Origin of the sequence: Streptomyces sp. NPDC048415, from assembly GCF_040651675.1 — a bacterium.
In the GTDB taxonomy this organism is placed as follows: domain Bacteria; phylum Actinomycetota; class Actinomycetes; order Streptomycetales; family Streptomycetaceae; genus Streptomyces.
This window is the reverse complement of the sequence record NZ_JBEZKJ010000133.1, coordinates 1-18,475: the sequence shown is the minus strand read 5'-3', so window position 1 is coordinate 18,475 and position 18,475 is coordinate 1. Positions and strand designations below refer to the sequence as shown.

Annotated in this window: 10 protein-coding genes and 4 pseudogenes; 5 read left to right on the top strand and 9 right to left on the bottom strand. The window is 68.9% G+C overall.

Features of this window, described 5'->3' with window-relative positions; genetic code table 11:
* Window positions 1-403: 403 nt before the first annotated feature.
* The 6 genes and pseudogenes from AB0D27_RS41750 to AB0D27_RS41725 all read right to left on the bottom strand — a co-directional run.
* A pseudogene (locus tag AB0D27_RS41750) lies at window positions 404-1,303 on the bottom strand (IS110 family transposase); the annotation flags it as partial.
* Between the two features lie 590 nt (window positions 1,304-1,893).
* Window positions 1,894-2,176: pseudogene (locus tag AB0D27_RS41745) on the bottom strand (transposase); the annotation flags it as partial.
* A 110-nt stretch (window positions 2,177-2,286) separates the two neighbouring features.
* Window positions 2,287-3,141, bottom strand: a complete 855-nt coding sequence (gene purU / locus AB0D27_RS41740; protein WP_362519891.1) for a formyltetrahydrofolate deformylase — start codon at window positions 3,139-3,141, stop codon at window positions 2,287-2,289.
* Window positions 3,142-3,319: 178 nt separating this feature from the next.
* Window positions 3,320-3,916, bottom strand: a complete 597-nt coding sequence (locus AB0D27_RS41735; protein WP_362519888.1) for a sarcosine oxidase subunit gamma family protein — start codon at window positions 3,914-3,916, stop codon at window positions 3,320-3,322.
* Window positions 3,906-7,084: pseudogene (locus tag AB0D27_RS41730) on the bottom strand (sarcosine oxidase subunit alpha family protein). Before AB0D27_RS41730 ends, AB0D27_RS41735 begins: the two are co-directional and overlap by 11 nt.
* A gap of 30 nt (window positions 7,085-7,114) precedes the next feature.
* Window positions 7,115-8,338: a sarcosine oxidase subunit beta family protein gene (locus AB0D27_RS41725; RefSeq protein ID WP_362519885.1), complete on the bottom strand. Its 1,224-nt coding sequence runs from the start codon at window positions 8,336-8,338 to the stop codon at window positions 7,115-7,117.
* Window positions 8,339-8,548: 210 nt separating this feature from the next.
* Between AB0D27_RS41725 and AB0D27_RS41720 the strand changes: the two genes are divergently transcribed.
* Window positions 8,549-9,199 (top strand): GntR family transcriptional regulator, encoded by a 651-nt coding sequence (locus AB0D27_RS41720; RefSeq protein WP_362519895.1) that lies wholly within the window; start codon window positions 8,549-8,551, stop codon window positions 9,197-9,199.
* A gap of 22 nt (window positions 9,200-9,221) precedes the next feature.
* On the opposite strand, the gene AB0D27_RS41715 is transcribed toward AB0D27_RS41720, so the two are convergent.
* Window positions 9,222-9,893 (bottom strand): GntR family transcriptional regulator, encoded by a 672-nt coding sequence (locus tag AB0D27_RS41715; RefSeq protein ID WP_362519882.1) that lies wholly within the window; start codon window positions 9,891-9,893, stop codon window positions 9,222-9,224.
* A 180-nt stretch (window positions 9,894-10,073) separates the two neighbouring features.
* Here AB0D27_RS41715 and AB0D27_RS41710 point away from each other — a divergent pair, with 180 nt between their 5' ends.
* The 4 genes and pseudogenes from AB0D27_RS41710 to AB0D27_RS41695 all read left to right on the top strand — a co-directional run.
* Window positions 10,074-10,976, top strand: coding sequence for an acetamidase/formamidase family protein (locus AB0D27_RS41710; RefSeq protein WP_362519880.1), 903 nt, complete (start codon window positions 10,074-10,076; stop codon window positions 10,974-10,976).
* A gap of 102 nt (window positions 10,977-11,078) precedes the next feature.
* Window positions 11,079-12,572: an APC family permease gene (locus tag AB0D27_RS41705; protein WP_362519893.1), complete on the top strand. Its 1,494-nt coding sequence runs from the start codon at window positions 11,079-11,081 to the stop codon at window positions 12,570-12,572.
* Between the two features lie 72 nt (window positions 12,573-12,644).
* Complete coding sequence (locus AB0D27_RS41700; RefSeq protein WP_362519877.1) at window positions 12,645-15,104, top strand: FAD-dependent oxidoreductase; 2,460 nt, start codon at window positions 12,645-12,647, stop codon at window positions 15,102-15,104.
* Window positions 15,105-15,423: 319 nt separating this feature from the next.
* Window positions 15,424-15,936: pseudogene (locus AB0D27_RS41695) on the top strand (helix-turn-helix domain-containing protein); the annotation flags it as partial.
* Window positions 15,937-15,952: 16 nt separating this feature from the next.
* Here the strand turns inward: AB0D27_RS41695 and AB0D27_RS41690 are convergent.
* Window positions 15,953-17,392, bottom strand: a complete 1,440-nt coding sequence (locus AB0D27_RS41690) for a DUF2786 domain-containing protein (RefSeq protein WP_362519874.1) — start codon at window positions 17,390-17,392, stop codon at window positions 15,953-15,955.
* A gap of 306 nt (window positions 17,393-17,698) precedes the next feature.
* The gene (locus AB0D27_RS41685) at window positions 17,699-18,091 is read right to left on the bottom strand and encodes a hypothetical protein (RefSeq protein WP_362519871.1); all 393 of its coding nucleotides are present in this window, start codon (window positions 18,089-18,091) and stop codon (window positions 17,699-17,701) included.
* Window positions 18,092-18,475 lie beyond the last annotated feature (384 nt).

Here is an 18,475-nt window from a genome sequence, read left to right as displayed (position 1 = left end):
CCACGGGGTGTTCGCCCCACAGTGGGAGGAACAGCAGTGGCGCGGCACGATCGCGCCCGGCCGGACCGCCCGGTGGGGGAGCGGCGCAATGCAGTGAATGACCTCGCATCCGGCACGGATCCGGCACGAGACGCCTGATCCGGGCGGGACAACAAGGAAGCCCCAGGCGGTCTGCCTGGGGCTTTCCGATGGAGCGGGGGACGGGAATCGAACCCTGCGGGTGCCGATAATTACGTCCGCGCAGGTCAGCGGCCTTATGGCCTTCCGCTGAGCGGATGGGATCTGAACATGTTCAACACGTAACGGTTGCGCGCTTGAACGCGTTCAATTTGGCCTCCGTGCAGCGCACGGTTGTACTGTCCGTAAGTGCGCTGACCTGTGCGGATGATTTATCGGCACCCGCAAAGCTGGTGCCGTCGCCGACGGTGACCAGCAAGGTGGCGGCGGTCCTGACCGCGACCCCCGGCATCGAGGTCAGGACTTGGGAACGAGGGTGAGCCCCCAGCAACTGCCTGATCTGCGCTTCGAGGGCTCGTCGCTGTTCGTGGACGGCTGCGAGCGAGCGGGCCAGGGACGGGATCACGACGTCGAGGGTGCCGGTGCCCGGGACGACGACGGTCTGTTCGTCGAGCGCGTCGAAGACGTCGTCGATCAGGCGCTGGGCCATGCGCGGGGCCTTAGGCCGGATCACCTCAACCAGCTTGCGGCGTCCGGCTTTGCGCAGGGCGGCCGGAGATCCGTAGCGTTCCAGCAGCCAGGTCACGGCCTGGTGGTCCAGGCGCGGCCCAAGGACGCGCTCCAGGCTGGGGTGGAACTGGGTGTGCAGGCCGCGTATCCGGTTGCTGGTGCGGGTGGCCTCGGCCGTCAGGTCCTGATCGAAGCCCACCAGCACGGTCAGTTCGGCGGTGATCTCGTCGGTCACCTCCAGCGAGCGCAGGGTGTGCGGCATCGTCCGGGCGGCGTCCGCGATCACCGCGGCGTCCTTCGCGTCGGTCTTCGCCTCGCCCGGATACAGGTCGGCGATCCGCCGCATCGCGAGTCCGGGCAGGTAGGCGACCTTGCAGCCGGCGTCGCGGGCGACCGTCAGGGGCAGGGCTCCGATCGAGGCGGGCTGGTCCACGATCACCAGCACAGTGCCGAACTTCGCGGCCAGCTTGTCGAAGACGGCCCGCAGCTTCGGCTCGCTGTTGGGCAGCTGCTTGTCGAAGACCTTCTTGCCGGCCGGAGTCAGCCCGTGCCCGTGATGGGCACTCTTGCCGACGTCCAGGCCGAGGAAGACGCCCACGTGTTCGATGTCGTACAACCCATCCTCCCGAACCGGGTTCGTGCAGTGCTGGCCAGGGCGTTGGCGTCGTATGCGCGCATCCACGTTATGCAGACCTGCCGCCCGCGAGATGCCGGGCATTTCGCCAGGCCAGGCGGTGGTCAGACCTCTCATCAGCGTCTCCAACGGCGCCTCTCGGGCCCCGGTGACACCACCCCCCAGGTCATCCGCTCGACAGGGGGGAACAGTCATGCCGGGCCCGGAGGCCAGCGGTCCTCTTGCAGGACCGCGAAGAAGATAACTGTGAGAGTTCTTCTGCGGCCCGGGATGGGTTGCTGCCAGGCTCGGCGCTCGTGATCCGGCATGACTCGCAAAATAACTGGCGCCCCGTCAGGGACTGCCGTTCCCCCGAGATGTCTGCCGGAGACGGGCGCCGACCTGGCCCACCCGTTGGCTTGATCAGCAGCTTGTCCGCCATCTCACGGCGTGAGCATGCGCAGTGCCATGCAGTCCGAGCGTGCCAGGATGGCCGTCCATCGCAAAGTGCCTGGTCACAGGTCATGCGTGAGTTTCCGCACCCCACAGGCCAGACGCTGGTTCTTGACGCGGCGTGCCTGGACCGAGACGCACTTGCCGGACGCCCGGGTGACCGGTGCGGCCCCGGCGTAGGCCTTGAGTGAGCGTGCGTCGGCGAAGCGGGATCGGTCGTCGCCCGATCTCGGCGAGCACCCGGGCGCCGGTGAGGGAGCCGAGCCCCGGGAAGCTGGTGATGATCTCGGCGTCCGGGTGCCTTTCAAAAGACTCCACTGCGGCGGCAGCGAGCTCATCCGCGCTGATGCAGGCCGCCTCCAGTTGTCTGAGCAGGGCCAGGGTCTTGGCGCCCATGGCTTGTTCGACCTGTGGCAGTTGACGCATTTGCGGGACTCGGCCGCCAGCGCCTTTCTTGCTGGCTTGGTGCGCGGCGAGCGCGCGCTGGTAGCCGGCCGATGTGGTCTCGCGGGTCCGCACCACAGTGTGTGGCGTCAGCTGAACACGACCGTGCGGTTGCCGTGGAGCAGTACACGGTTCTGGCAGTGCCAGTTGACCGCTCGGGCGAGGGCAAGTCGTTCGGCGTCCCGGCCGATGCGTACGAGTTGGTCCGGGGAGAGACGGTGGTCCACCCGGATGACTTCCTGCTCGATGATCGGGCCCTCGTCCAGGTCGGCGGTGACGTAGTGGGCGGTCGCGCCGACCATCTTCACGCCCCGGAGGTAGGCCTGGTGGTAGGGCTTCGCGCCGGCGAAGCCCGGCAGGAAGGAATGGTGGATGTTGATGGCGCGCCCCTCGAGACGCTTGCACAGGTCGTTGGACAGGACCTGCATGTAGCGTGCCAGGACCACCAGTTCGATCTGGTGCTCGTCGACGAGTTCGAGGAGCCGGCCCTCGGCCTGCGGCTTGGTCTCCGCGGTGACCGGAACGTGCTCGAACGCGACCCCGGCCGCGCGCGCCAATGGGCGCAGGTCGGGGTGGTTCGACACCACCAGGGCCAGTTCGGCGTCCAGGGCCTCGCTGCGCCAGCGGTAGAGCAAGTCGGCGAGGCAGTGGTCGAACTTCGACACCATCACCAGGACCCGCGGCCTGTGGGCGGCGTCACGTATCTGCCAGCTCATGCCGAACGCTGCCGCTACCGGCCCGAAGGCGTCGCGCAGGTGCTGAAGTGTCAGCACCTGCGAGGGAGAGGTGAAGCTGGTCCGCAGGAACAAATGGCCGTGCACCTGATCGTCGAACTGCTGGTGTTCGCTGATGTCGCAGCCGTGCTGGACGAGAAAGGACGTCACCGAGTGGACGATTCCCGGTCGCTCGGGGCAGCTCAGAGTAAGCACGAAGTGATGGGTCATGCCCGTCCCCTCTGAAGGCGAGGACGGTGAGCGCGAGCGGGCCACGGGCTGTCTCCTTGTTCTTGTCGTTCATCCCTGCCGCGGACGCGCGGACGCGGGCCGTCGTGGGCTCGGAGGCGGTCCCGACCGGGGGACCGGACGGACATCCCGGCCGCGCGCACCGGCCCCACGCCGATGGTCACAGCGCCTCTTCCCGGTACTCGGTGCACGCGTCGACCAGCCAGGACGCTGCGTAGGCGGCGAAGGACGAACGGACGAGCAGCCGGACACAGGTCGCCGTGTCGTCCCGGACCAGCAGGATGACGCCGGCCTGCGCGAGCCTGGTCTGCACACACGTCCCCACAGGACTGACCCGCGGGTGCAGGTCGATCGCGCAGCCTCGTGCGAGAACCTCCCGCGTGAGACTGCCGGACACGCAGAGCGTGGTCCGCTGGGCCGAGACGTCGGTGACCGTACCGACGTCGTCGCCGATCGCCGCTCGCAGGGCGTCCTGGAGTCGCGTCTGCGTCCCCGGCGGTGCGACGAGGAGCCACTCGTCCGGACCCAGCCAGAGGGCCTCCACCTCATCGGTGCCCACAAACGTGCACGGGGCGGTCGGCAAGGCGACGCCGATGGCCTTCTGGACCGATGCCGCGGCCGGGCCGCCGGGGTCGAGCCGCAGCGACAGCTGGGTGAGGAAGGGCATTTCCAGGATCTGGATGCCGGCGAGCAGTTGATCGAACGCCGCTGCCCAGTCGGCGAGCGGGCTGCGGCGGATGGATGTCTCAACCGTCACGGCGAGCCCCCTCCTTGTCGTAGAGCACGGGATCGGTCACCGTCACCGGCACGACGGTGCCGTCGAGGTGGACGTACAGCTTCTCGCCGATACGCTCCCTGCCGGACCGGACGAGAGCGAGCGCGAAGGTTCGGTTCAGCGCCGCGCTGCGGTAACTCGAGGTCACGTGCCCGAGCATCGGGACCGGCGGTGGTGGCACCGATTCGGTGGTGATGAGCTGGGCGCCCTCGGGCAGCAGCACGTACGGGTCGACCGGCAGGAGACCGACGAGCTGTTTGCGGTCGGACCTGGTGTTCTCCGGCCGGGCGAAGGACCGCTTGCCGATAAAGTCGGGCTTCTTCTTCGACACCACCCATGACATGCCGAGGTCCTGTGGTGTGACGGTGCCGTCCGTGTCCTGGCCGATGATCGGGTAACCCTTCTCGGCGCGCAGCACATGCATGGTCTCGGTGCCGTACGGCGTGATGCCGTAGGGCACGCCGGCCGCGATCAGCGCCTCCCACACGGCCACGCCGTTCCAGGCCACGACGTTGACCTCGTAGGCGAGCTCGCCGGAGAAGCTGATCCGGCAGACGCGGGCGGGGACGCCGGCGACGGTCGCGTCGCGCCAGGTCATGAACGGGAAGGCGTCGTTGCCGACATCCAGGCCGGGTGCGACGGCGGCGAGTACGTCACGGGAGCGGGGCCCCACGAGCGGGATGGTCGCCCAGTGCTCGGTGACCGAGGTCAGGCTGACGCGCAGCTGGGGCCATTCGGTCTGCAGCCATTCCTCCATCCACTCCAGGACCTTGGCGGCGTTGCCGGTGGTCGTGGTGAGCAGGAACTCCTCGTCGGCGACGCGGATGACAGTGCCGTCGTCGATGACCATGCCGTCCACGCCGCACATGACGCCGTAGCGCGCGGAGCCGACCTTCAGGCTGCTCATCAGGTTGGTGTAGATCCGGTCGAGCAGCTCGTCGGCGTCGGGACCCTGAACCGTGATCTTGCCGAGCGTCGAGCCGTCCATCAGCGCGACGCTCTCGCGGGCCGCGCGGCACTCGCGCAGGACGGACGTGTCGATGTCCTCGCCGGGCCGCGGGTAGTACCAGGGGCGCTTCCACTGCCCGACGTTCTCGAACACCGCGCCGTGCTCGACATGCCAGGCGTGGATCGCGGTCACCCGCACCGGGTCGAACAGCGCGTCCCGGTCCCGGCCGGCCAGCGCGGTGAAGGACACGGGTGTGTAAGGCGGCCGGAAGGTGGTCGTGCCCAGGTCGGCGATGTCCACCCCGAGCGCCTGCGCGACGATGCCGGAGGCGATGACGCCCGACGTCTTCCCTTGGTCGTGCGCGGTGCCGAGGGTGGTGTACCGCTTGACATGTTCCACGGACCGAAGGCCGGCGCCGGTGGCGCGCAGCACGTCCGCCACGGTGACGTCGCGCTGCAGATCGACGAACCGCACGTCGGCGCCGCCGCCCTCGCGGGGGTCGGGCACCGACCACAGCACACGGCCGGGCAGGCCGTCGGTCGGCTCGACGGCGGTGGGCAGAGCCGCCGGCGCGACGGTTCGGCCTGTCGCGGCCAGCGCCTGCCGCGCGGCCTCGTCGCCATCGGCGAGGCAGCCGGCAAGTGTGAATACCCCTCGGGCCGAACCCGCCGTGCGAACGGCGGGCAACGGGCCGTCGGGAAGAAAGGCGCCGATCGTGTCGTCGTAGCGCAGCTTGCCGCGCGCCTGGCTGAACAGATGCGCCACCGGGTTCCAGCCTCCCGAGACCAGCAACAGGTCGCAGGAGACGCCCCGGCGCGCGCCCAGTCGGCCCGCGGTGCAGGGCGCTACGTGCGCACGGGTGATCCGGTCGCCCCCGCTGGTGCCGGTCACCACATGCCCCGGCCGCACCTCGATGCCGCGCCGCAGACACTCGGCCGCGAGGGAACCCGGTACGTCGTCGCGGGCGTCGAGGACGGCCGCGATGTCCGCACCGGCGTCGGCCAGTTCGATCGCGGCACCGTAAGCGCTGTCGTTGGTGGTGAAGACCGCGATGCCGCGTCCGGCCAGCACGCCGTAGCGGTTGAGGTACGTGCGCGCCGCGCCGGCCAGCATGATGCCCGGTCGGTCGTTGTCGGCGAACACCACCGGGCGTTCGTGTGCTCCGGTGGCGACGACGACCTGCTTCGCGCGGATCCGCCAGATCCGTTGCCGCGACAGCTGCGCGGGCGCGGATGCCCCGAGGTGGTCGGTCCGCTTCTCCAGGGCGAGTACGAACCCGTCGTCGTAGTGGCCGAAGGCCATCGTGCGGGTGAGCACGCGGACCTCGGGGAAGGTGGCGAGTTCATCGGTGACCCGGGCTGCCCAGTCGGCCGCGGGTGCACCGTCGAGGGTTTCGGTGGTCCCCTGGAGGGACCCGCCTGTCCGGGGTTGGTCGTCGACGAGCATGACGCGGGCTCCCGCTCGGGCGCCGGCCAGTGCGGCGGCCAGCCCGGCCGGCCCGGCACCGACCACCAGGACGTCGCAGTGCGCGTGCATCGCATCGTAGCGGGCCGGATCCGGCTCGCCGCCGAGCCGGCCCTGCCCGCGCAGGCCGCGGGCGACCAGGCCGTCGTACAGCTCGACGGTTGTCGCGGTCAGCATGGGCTCGGGGAACGGCGCCTCGATCTGTACCAGGGCGCCCGGGTCCTCGACGCCGGCGGCCATGATGCCGCGGGGACGTCCGTACTTGATCCCGGTCGCGACGTTGTGCACACCGTTGGCGAGCAGCGCCGAGGCCAGGGTGTCACCGGGGTGGCCGTGGTACCGCGTGCCGTCGAAAGTGAAGGTCAACTCGGTGCCGCGGTCTGTGCGGCCGCGGCCGTCGACCCGGAACTGGCCCGTCATGCGCTCTCCACCTGCCCCCGGTGCTGTCCCGTCGCCAGTGCGACGATGTGTGGTCGGGGCTCGCCGACGCGGTACACGGCGAGCAGATCGTGGGTGGCGGTGTCACGGATGGCGTTGAACCACCGGCGGCAGCCCGCGGCGTGCATCCAGCGCTCCGCGAAGGGGCCCTTGGGGTTGTCACGGAAGAACACGAACTGCGCCCACTGGGCGTCGGTCAGGGCGTGCGGGTCGGCCGGACAGGCCACGTGGGCTTGGCCGCCGTAGTGGAACTCGGCCTCTTCACGGTCACCGCACCAGGGACAGGGAATGAGCTGCATCGCGTCTCTCTTCGTGGGAACAGGCCGTGCTCAGTGCGCGACGCCGGCCGCGCCGTGCTCGTCGACCAGAGCGCCGGTGGTGAACCGGTCCAGGGTGAACGGGGCGTTGTAGGGGTGCGGCTCGTCGTGCGCGACGGTGTGTGCGAAACACCAGCCGACGCCGGGAGTGGCCTTGAACCCGCCGGTACCCCAGCCGCAGTTGAGGTACAGGCCGCCGACGGGCGTGAGTCCCACAATGGGAGAGGCGTCCGGGGTGACGTCGACGACGCCGGCCCACGTGCGCAGCAGATGGGCGCGGGCGAAGAGCGGGAACAGCTCCAGGGCGGCGGACATCTGCCGCTCGATGATGTGGAAGGCGCCGCGCTGACCGTATCCGTTGTAGCTGTCGATGCCCGCGCCCATCACCAGCTCGCCCTTGTGCGCCTGCGAGACGTACACGTGTACGGCGTTCGACATCACCACTGTGGGGTGAATCGGTTCGAGCAGCTCCGAGACCAGTGCCTGCAGCGGATGGCTCTGGATCGGCAGCCGCAGACCCGCCATCCCGGCGAGTACGGACGAGTGGCCGGCAGCGGCCAGCGCCACCTTCCCGGCCGCGATCCTGCCGCGGCTGGTCTGTACGCCCACGACCCGGCCGCCCACGACATCGAGACCGGTGACCTCACAGTTCTGGATCAGGTCGATCCCGTACTCGTCGGCGCGGCGGGCGAAACCCCAGGCGACGTAGTCGTGCTTGGCGATGCCCGCGCGAGGCTGGTAGGTCGCCCCGAGCACCGGGTAGCGTGTCTCGGGGGAGACGTTGACGATCGGGCAGACCTTCGCGACGTCCTGGGGCTCCAGCCACTCCGCGTCGATGCCGTTGAGCCGGTTGGCGTGGACCCGTCGCCTGCTGTCGCGGACGTCCTGCAGGCTGTGCGCCAGGTTCAGCACGCCGCGCTGGCTGAACAGGATCGGATAGCCCAGGTCCTCTTCGAGCCCCTCCCACAGCTTGAGCGAGTGCTCGTAAATCCCCGAACTCTCGTCCCACAGGTAGTTCGACCGGATGATCGTCGTGTTGCGGGCCATGTTGCCGCCAGCCAGCCAGCCCTTCTCCAGCACCGCCACATTGGTGATGCCGTGGTTCTTCGCCAGGTAGTAAGCGGTCGCCAGGCCATGGCCGCCGCCCCCGACGATCACCACGTCGTAGGAGGGCTTGGGGTCCGGGTTGCGCCACAGGAAGGCCGGATGGTCGGGCACACCGTCTGCCAGTGACACGCCGCCGACGGTCGTCGAAGTCCTCATCGCGTGCCTGCTTCCTGGATGGCCGACCGGGACAGGACGTCGCCGGCATCCGCATCCAAGCCGTGCACTCGTCCCGGACACCCGTGAGCAGCGTCTGAAATCCTCGATCGCAAAAGACTGATATATTAGATTGCTACCGTAATCATGGAGATGGCTCGCGTCAAGGGAGGTGCCCGGCACGCCATGTGGGCTGCTGACGAGGGGGGCCGGCGATCGCTGGCCGAACAGGCGTACCGGGTCATCTGCGACCGGCTGGTGACCCTGCAGATCCGGCCGGGGGCGCCGATCAGTGACGAGCAGGTGGCAAACGAGCTCGGGCTCGGCCGTACGCCCGTACGGGAGGCGCTCAAGCGGCTCGAGTCCGAACGGCTCGTCATCGCGTATCCACGACGCGGCACCTTCGCGACGGAGGTCCACATCACGGATCTCGGGCACATCTCCGAGGTCCGTCAGCAGCTCGAACCCCTGGCCGCGGCTGCCGCCGCCCGTCGCCTCACCGGGCATGACCGCGCCGAGTTGGCGGCCCTGCTGGCCGAACTCGGCTCAACCGGGTCGAGTGACGTGCGCGAACTCATCCGCCTGGACGTGCGCGTCCACCGCGCTGTGTACGCCGCGACCCACAACCCCTATCTCGCGGACACCCTGATCCGGTATGGCAACCTGGCGACACGCATCTGGTGCCTGTTCCTCGATCGCCTGCCGGGGCTTTCCGGCCACGTGGGCGAGCACGGGCCGCTGTTGCGCGCGATCATCGACGGCGACGTGGACAGGTCGGCGGGCTTCGCCGCCGGCCATGTGGCGGGATTCGAGTCCGCCATCCGCAAGGTGATCTGACCGGCGCGCGTCCGGTGCCTGCCTACAGCACGGCTCGCATTTCGTCGGCGAAGGCGGTCAGGTGCTGGACGGCGAGCGCCTGCGCTCGGTCGCTGTCGCGGGCCTTGATGGCGTTGACCAGTGCGCGCTGCTCGGCGAGGTGGTCGGGCATGTGCGGCAGGCGTTCGAGGACGAGGTAGAGCATGCGGAGTGAGAGGTTGAGGTACTGGTTCAGTGTCGCCTCCAGGTAGGGGTTGCGCGCGGCGTGGTAGACGGCCCGGTGCATCGACACGTCGACCTCCAGCAGCCGTCGGTTGTCATTGGTGTCGCCGAGCGCGCCAAGGATTCCCTCCAGTGCCTCGATGTCGTCCTGACTGGCGCGGCTGGCGGCGCAGGCCGCTACCAATCCCTCGAGCGGAATGCGGACTTCGGAGATGCGGCCCAGATCGGCGATGTTGATGTCCGTCGCGAACGTGCCGCGGCGGGGATAGATCGAGGCGAGCTTCTCGAGCTCCAGCCGCTTGATCGCCTCACGGACAGGGGTGCGCCCCATCCCGAGGCGCTGCATCAGGGCCTCCTCGTTGATGATCGATCCAGGGGCGATCTCCAAAGTGATCAGCAGATCGCGGATCACGGCGTATGCCCGATCCGACAGAGACGCCCCCGCTGACCTGCCTTCGTCCGCCAGATCCATCCGCATTCCGCTGCTTCCCATCGAGGTGAGCGTCCGGCCAGGTGTTACATGGCGGACACATTGGGGTGTTGACGCCAAAACTTTCGCGCTTTAGCTTCTGGTATATCAGTTCGACGGTTACTCATCCATCGAGAGTCGTTGTACCGACGAGCGCCGAATGGAGTCGCGATGGCTGCGCGCGAACACGTTATCGAACCGACCTTGATCCATCATGAGTGGGACGCCGACCTCGAACCCGCGCTGGCGATCGATTCCGGCGACGTGGTGCACTACGACCTCAAGGTGGCCGGTGAGGGCCAGGTCTGGCCCGGTGCGACGTACCCCGAGAGCAAGTTCGACTTCGATACGATTTACAACCTGTCCGGGCCCCTGTTCGTCAACGGCGCGCAGGCCGGCGACACGCTGGAGGTCGAGATCCTCGATCTGAAGCCCGGCGACTGGGGGTGGGCGGCGTTCCTGCCCGGACTCGGTCTGCTGCCGGAGGACTTCCCCGATGGATATGTCCGGACGTTCGACCTGACCAAGGGGGCGACCACGACTCTCGTCCCAGGCGTGGAGATCCCGGTGTCGCCGTTCCTCGGGGTGCTGGGAAATCATCCGGGGGAACCCGCCCGGCAGTTGCCGTTCCCGCCCCACCACGGCGGCGGCAACATGGACAACCGGCATCTCACCGCCGGCGTCACGCTGTGGCTCCCGGTCTTCGCCGACGGAGCACTGTTCTCCTGTGGTGATCCTCACGCGGCGCAGGGCGACGGCGAGGTCTGCGTGACCGCCGTGGAATGCCCGATGCAGGCGTCACTGCGGTTCACGCTGCACAAGCGGCGGTCCGAGGCGCCGAGTTTCCGGGTCCCGCCCGCCGCGGTCTCACAGAGGGACGCGGCCGGCTACCACTCCACGATGGGCATCGACCCGGATCTGATGACCGGCGCGAAAAAGGCGACCCGAGCCATGATCGACTGGCTGGTCGACGAGCACGGACTGACTCGTGAAGACGCCTACATCCTCTGCAGCGCCGCCGGAGACCTCAAAATCTTCGAAATCGTGGACTCCGGCGTCTGGAATGTCGGCATGACGATGCCGCTGAGCATCTTCCAGACCCGATAAACACCAATGCTGGTTTGCCGGTGGCGGTGGTTCTGCCATTGACCGCGCCGCCGTACGGGGCCCGATCCGAAAAACCTCCACGATAGGAAGACGCCAGTGAGCATGCCCCCTGAGCCGACTGTCTCCGAGAGAGCTGCGCCGGGCGCGGCCGCCGCCCCGTCCCTGCCGGGAACGCGGCTGGCCGGCGGCAGCCTCAACCTACGCCGGGTGGCCTTTATCGGCCTCGCGTACTTCGCGCTCGCGCCGGTCATCTATCTCAACATGGGGTTCATCGAATCCGCTGCCGGCGGCCCCGTCATGCCTCTGGTGTTTCTTCTCATCACCATTGCCATCATACCGACCGCGATCAGCTTCGCGGTGATGAACGGGCGCCGCCCCTCGGCGGGCAGCGCCTTCACCTGGCTGTGGGAGAGCACCCGACCGGGCGTTGGGCTCTGGGTGGGCTGGATGATGATCACTGGGTACGTCGTCGCCGCGGCCCTGTACCCGCTGGCATTCGCGGTCTTCTTCAACGCTTTTCTGCAATATTTCGGCGTACACGCGTCGCTTTTGACGGGCTACGCCGGGGGCTTCCTGTCCATAGCCGTGGCCGCCTACATGGCCCGCAGCAATATCCGGTTGGGCGCTCGGATGATCGGGGCGCTCATGATATTCGAGGCCGCGTTCGTCGCGATTGTGGCTGTCGTCATCGTCGCTCGCGGCGGCTCGCTCGGGCACTTCTCGGCCGCACCGTTCAACCCCGGGGCCGCCAAGGCGGGATTCTCCGGGCTCGGTCTGGCGCTGGTCTTCGCATTCATGTCGATCGCGGGCGTCGACAGCGTCGCACCGGTGGCGGAGGAGTCGAAGACCCCGAGCCGGATGATTCCGCTCGCGACCATCCTCATCACGGTCATCGCCGGCGGGTTCTGGGCACTGACCTCATACGGCTTCGCTATCTCGGTGCCGGTGCACACCGTTGAGGCCTACGTCAGTGCCGGCCAGGTCACCCCGGTCTACCCGATCGCCCAGAAGTACGTCGGCGCACTCGCCATCCTTGTGCCGATCACCGGCTTCACCGCGGCGATCGCGAGCTTCGGCGCCTCGGTCTACGCGGCGAGCCGGCTGCTGTACGCGGTGGCCCGTGAAGGCTTTGGTCCGGCCCGGCTGGCGAAGGTGGACAGCAAGACCCAGGGCCCCTGGAACGCCGAACTGGCCACGATCGTCATCTCCGCCGTGGCTCTGGTCTTCTTCGCCTGGTGGCAGGGCGGCCCCTCCAGCGGGTATGGATATCTCGGCGTGATCTTCGTCTTCTTCGTGCTGATCTGCTACCTCGGGGTCAACGTCGCCAACCTCGTCTACCACCTGCGCTACAAGCGCGCGGAATTCCGCTGGTTCGTCAACGGCGCCGTGCCCGTCATCGGCATCATCATCGACGGCTACATCCTCTACCAGGGATTCTTCGTCGCTGAACTGGGTCTGCCGTTCAAGACCGGAGGCAGCATCGTCCTGTTCTCCGTGCTGTGGGCGGTCGTGGGTATCGGATGGGCCGTCCGATGGGCCCGGAAGCGGGACCTGCGATCGGTCTCGCTCACCCGCCTCGAGACCGACGCCGGGTAACGCGTCGCGGCCGGCTCCCCCATCCGCCGGCGGTTCGATATCAGCTGTCAGGCCAATGCTTTGGAAGGTCACATGACGACCCAACCTCGCGTCGTAATCGTCGGAGCCGGCATCGTCGGATGTTCCCTCGCCGAGGAACTGACTGCGCGCGGCTGGACCGCGGTGACCGTGCTCGACCAGGGCCCGCTGTTCGCCACGGGCGGGTCCACCTCGCACGCTCCCGGCCTGGTCTTCCAGGCCAACTCGTCGAAGACGATGACGGAGTTCGCCCGCTACACGGTGGAGAAGTTCTCCGGCCTCACGCTGGACGGGCAGTGGTGCTTCCGGCAGGTGGGCGGCCTGGAGGTGGCGACCACCGCGGAGCGGTGGAGCGATCTGCACCGCAAGGCGGGCTGGGCAGCGTCGTGGGGCGTCGACGCGCGACTGCTGGACGCGGCGGAATGCGCGGAGCGGTATCCGCTGCTGGACCGCGAGCGAGTGCTGGGCGGCTTCTATGTGCCCACCGACGGCCTGGCCAAGGCGGTCCGTGCCGCCGAGGCGCAGGCCAGGCTGGCCAGTGCGCGGGGCGCCACCTTCGTGGGCAATACCAAGGTGGTCGACATCGAGCAGGCCGGTGGCCGGGTCACCGGCGTCGTCACCGAATCCGGCCGGCTGGACGCGGACATCGTGGTGTCCTGTGCCGGTTTCTGGGGCCCCGCGGTCGGCGCTCTGGTCGGGCAGCCCGTACCGCTGGTGCCCTTGGCCCACCAGTACGTCACGACCACGCCGTTGGCCGCGCTCGCCGGCACGATCGACGAGGCCGCCGAGGCGGTCCGGCCGATCCTCCGGCACCAGGATGCCGACCTGTACTTCCGCGAGCACGTGGACCGCATCGGCATCGGCAGCTACGCGCACCGCCCAATGCGGGCGAGCCTGGAAGGACTCGGCCCCTCGGCGAACTGGCAGGATGCCGGCAGGCAGCCCTCCATGCTCGCCTTCACCCCGGAGGACTTCGCGCCGAGTTGGCAGGACGCGGTCGACCTGCTGCCCCCGTTGGCCGGGGCGAAGGTGGGGGACGGCTTCAACGGGATCTTCTCCTTCACCACCGACGGTATGCCGCTGCTCGGCGAATCCCGGCACGTCAAGGGATTCTGGCTGGCCGAGGCGGTGTGGGTCACCCATTCCGCCGGGGTGGCGCGGGCGGTGGCGCAGTGGCTGGTGGACGGCCAGCCGGAGGTCGACGTGCACGAGTGCGATGTGAACCGGTTCGAGGACTTCCAGTTGGCGCCGGACTACGTCCACGAACGCGGCTGCCAGAACTTCGTCGAGGTCTACGACGTGATCCACCCGTTGCAGCCGATGGAGAGCCCGCGGCCGCTCCGGACCAGCCCGTTCCAAGGCCGGCAGCGGGAACTGGGCGCGTACTTCCTGGAAGGCGGCGGTTGGGAGCGGCCGCACTGGTTCGCCGCCAATGAGCCCCTTGTGGACGGCTACGGGATACCCGGCCGCAACGACTGGGCCGCTCGGTACTGGTCGCCGATCGCCGGTGCCGAGGCGTTGCACACCCGGGAAAAGGTCGCCCTGTACGACATGACCCCGCTGAAGCGGCTGGAGATCTCCGGACCCGGGGCGCTGGGCTTCCTGCAGCGGATGACAACCAACAACCTGGACAAGCCGGTCGGCGCGGTCACGTACACCCTGTTGCTGGACCAGTCAGGCGGTGTGCGCAGCGACCTCACCGTGGCGAGACTGGCCGACGACCGATTCCAGGTCGGCGCGAACTCCGCACTGGACACGGACTGGCTGCTGTGGCACGCGCCCGCGGATGGTTCGGTGCATATTCGCGACATCACCGGGGGCACCTGCTGCATCGGCGTATGGGGTCCGCTGGCCCGCGATCTCGTGCAACCCCTGACCGGCACCGACTTCTCGCACACGGGCTTCGGATACTTCAAGGCGAAGCACGCGTATCTGGGAAACGTGCCGGTCACCGCGTTGCGGGTATCCTACGTCGGCGAACTCGGCTGGGAGATCTACACATCGGCCGAGTTCGGCGCCCGGCTGTGGGACACCTTGTGGCAGGCCGGACAGCACCTCGGGGTGATCGCTGCGGGCCGCAGCGCGTTCAACAGCCTGCGGCTGGAGAAGGGCTACCGCCTGTCCGGCGTCGACATGACCACCGAACACGATCCTTACGAGTCCGGCCTCGGTTTCGCGGTGCGGATGGACGCCGGTGACTTCCTCGGCCGCGCCGCGCTGGCCGCCAGGTCGCCGGACACGGTGTCCCGGAAGCTGACCGCGTTGACGATCGACGACCCGGACGACGTGGTGCTCGGCAAGGAGCCCGTCTACCTCGGCGGATCGCCGGCCGGCTACGTCACCAGCGCAGCCTACGGCTACACGATCGCCAAGGGCATCGCCTATGCCTGGATTCCCAGCGAGGCGAGTACACCGGGCATCGATGTGGAGATCGACTACCTCGGCAAGCGTGTCGCCGCGACAGTGGCCGAGGAACCGCTGTTCGACCCGAAGATGACCCACATCCGGCGCTGAACCCCGCAAGCGCACGGACATGGCCGCCGATACACGCACGCCGCTGCGTCCGGCTTACTCCGCAGCGAGAACCGCGCCGTCATGGGCCAGTGGCTTCGTCACAGCGGGCTGCCCCTCGACCGCCCGCGGCCCCGCTGGTGAGCAGCGGGGCGGCGCCAGCTCAAGCTACGGTAATGCAGAAACAAGCCCTCGCCGCGGACAAGTTCAGCAGCCGTTGACCAAGGAGCTGGGGCTAGTGCTGTGACCGTATAGGTTCGCCGGGTTGGTGGTCGTGGCGGTTGGATGTGCGGTGACGTCCGATCCGACCGCTGGAGGTGCGGTGGCCGAGCCTGTCCGTGTGCGCAGATTGACCGACCAGGAGGGGCAGCGGCTGCAGCAGATCGTGCGCCGTGGCAGCACCAACTCGGTGCGCTATCGGCGCGCGATGATGTTGCTGGCCTCGGCCGGCGGGAACCGCGTCCCGGTGATCGCCCAGTTGGTCCAGGCCGACGAAGACACCGTCCGCGACCTGATCCATCGGTTCAACGAGATCGGCCTGGCCTGCCTGGACCCTCAGTGGGCGGGAGGCCGTCCCCGCCAACTCAGCCCTGACGACGAGGACTTCGTCGTGGCGACGGCCACCACTCGCCCGGCCAAGCTCGGCCAGCCCTTCACCCGTTGGTCGATCCGCAAGCTCGTGATCTACCTGCGCCGCGTCCACGGACGGGTCATCCGCATCGGCCGTGAAGCCTTACGTCGCCTGCTCGCCCGTCGTGGCGTCACCTTCCAGCGCACCAAGACATGGAAGGAGTCCGCGGACCCCGAGCGCGACGCCAAACTCGACCGCATCGAGCACGTCAGGGTTTTGGTCAGCGGGAGGGCAAGGCCCCTCTGTCGGTGCCGAGGCTCGCGCGGTCGGCTGCCGCGCGACCGCTCGTCCAGCCTTCCCAGTCGCTGATGCCCGAGGACCGGGAGTAGGAGATCTGAGGGAAGATCCGTTCGGTCTCCTCCTCGACCGCCCGGTGGCGGGCGGCGAGGACGGGCAGCACCCCGGGCGCACCCGCACCCGCCCGCGCCGACGCTCCCGGGACACCCGACGCGGCCACCGCCGCGTCAGTGGCCTGTGCGGTCGCCTCGGTGAGCCGCTCGCCGATCCTGGTCGCGTACGAGGTCAAAAACGACTGACGGAAGGACCGGGTACGACTGCCACCGCCCACATGCGTGCGTCCGCCCTCGGCCTGGAGGGCCGCGGCCACCTGGACCAGCAGCGAGGTGTACAGCAGCTCCACCGAGTCCAGATCCGCCTCGAAGCCGATGACCGTGGCGAAGCCGAGGTTCTTCGACCACACCGAGCGGCAGCGATTGGCTTGGGCCACCACCTCGAGCAGGATCGCCTTGGGCTGTTCGTACGGGTTCTCCACTCCCACCCGGATACCGGCCGGGGTGTCCCGGCGTCCGCCGCGCGCGGCCAACAGGGCCTCGCTGATGCTGTGCTCGGACATCAACTGCTGGGCCTTGGCGGTGAGCGCCTCGGCCTCCTCGGGGAACTCGGTCGACTCGGCCTTCGTCAGAAGGGCGCGGATACGCCCCAGCATCCGCGCCGCCTCAGGAGACGCGGGCCGGGCCGCCGCAGCGGTCGAGGAGGCGTTCGGCGGCGGGCACAGAAGCTCGAGAGCAGGCAGCCAGGACAGCAGCCGCAGCAGCTCCATCAGGCAGCGCGCGACATCGAGATGGTCCGCCTTCTCACGCAGGGCCGCGCCGGGCAGCCACTGTTCGTCGGACTCCCACCACACGCGCGCCTCGAGCTCGTTCAGCTGCGCCGCCCAACGGTGGTCAAGCCCCCGGGCCGCGTACCGCCGCGCCTCGGCGGCGATCAGGTCCACCGCGAGGCGGCCATGACGGGGCTTCAGCTCCTTGCGTACGGCCCGTACGACGTCAGCCGGCTGCCAGCCGGCGCGCCACAGCGCACCGAAGAGCCGGTCGGTCATCGCGAGCATGGCCCGGCTGAGAGCCGGCTTGCGCCGCTCGGCGGAGGCGAGCCAGGACGCGGCGGCGGCGATCTCCCGCTCGGCGTGCTCCTCAGGCGCCTCGATCAGCTCGTGGACCGCCCGCTCCAGTTCATCGGCGAGTGAGGGCGCGCGCGGCGGCGGCACAAATGCGAACGGCGCGTCCTGCGCACCGCCGTTGAAGGTGCCGCCGAATCCGAAGGCCGCCCCGGAGCGCGTCGACTGCCGCCGCTCCTGCCCCTGTGCCTGCTGGCGGCGCTGCTTCTGCTTTGCCTTGCGCCGTTCCTGGTTGCGCTTGCCCATCGGTGCTGTCGCCTTCCTGCCCGCGCCGTGTGGTCCCTCCAGTCTGGCAGGCGGGCGCACCACGACGACCGCCAGCGGCCCGGGCACGGCCTTCTCTGTCACAGAGCCGCGAGAGACTCCAGGTAACCGGTCCTGTCTGAGGCTGCCGCCAGGTACGCGCCTGACGGTTCGGTTCCGGGAACGGGCCCCGGCCGCTGCCCGCAGGTCTTCCTCGCTGATACCCACAGCGTTCATTCAAGCCGACCAGCGACGCCGAACGTGAGCCAGGGCACGGCCGTTCCGGCCTTGCCCAACGCCGGTCAGGCCTTACAGGGCGGCGAGAGAGTCCAGATACTCCTTGAGGTCGAAACCGACCCCGCCCATACCCACGGGAAGCTCGCGTACATGCGGGCGGAGCGCCCTCGCGAGGAGCTCCAGGACCCGCTCCCGGGACAGGCCGCGCGCCCGCAGCCGCTGGGCGCTCTCCCACACCTCCCGAGGCTGATCGGCCCAGAGCTGTTCGACGACATGGACGTGGTACGGGTACTCCGCCGGGTCGAGCACGCGGGCCAGCAGCTCGCACAGCACAATCGCCTCCCGGTCCTTGGGAACGTCGGGCCGCTGCGCGTTCAGCCTCACGACGAGTTCCGGCGCCACAGCGAAGCTCCGCCGCTCCAGGACCGCCTGGAGGACGTCGCCGTCGTGACCGTTCTCCTCCACGTCCGCGATGTAGGGGCGCGCGGGGTTGTGGGACGCTCGCGCACCACCCCGTCGAAACCACCCTGACCTGCCAGTTCTGGCGCTGACTCCACCAAACCCGCGCCCTGGTCAGCCACTACCGCCGCCGAGGCGACCCCCTCCCGCGCCACCTACGCGCCTGGGCCAAGTACCAGCCGATCCCGCCGATCACCGACCCTCAAGATCTCCGGCTGTAGTACCCGTGACCCCGATCTGGGTGCTGTTCTCGTGGGCGCGGACGTCGACAGGGCTGTGGTACGTCTGATAGCGCGAACGGTGCGGGCCGGGGCGTGACGACGAACGGCAGCTCGAGCAGGACGATGGAGACCACGGTCAAGGCGCCGAACGGCGACGGCATGCCCTGGA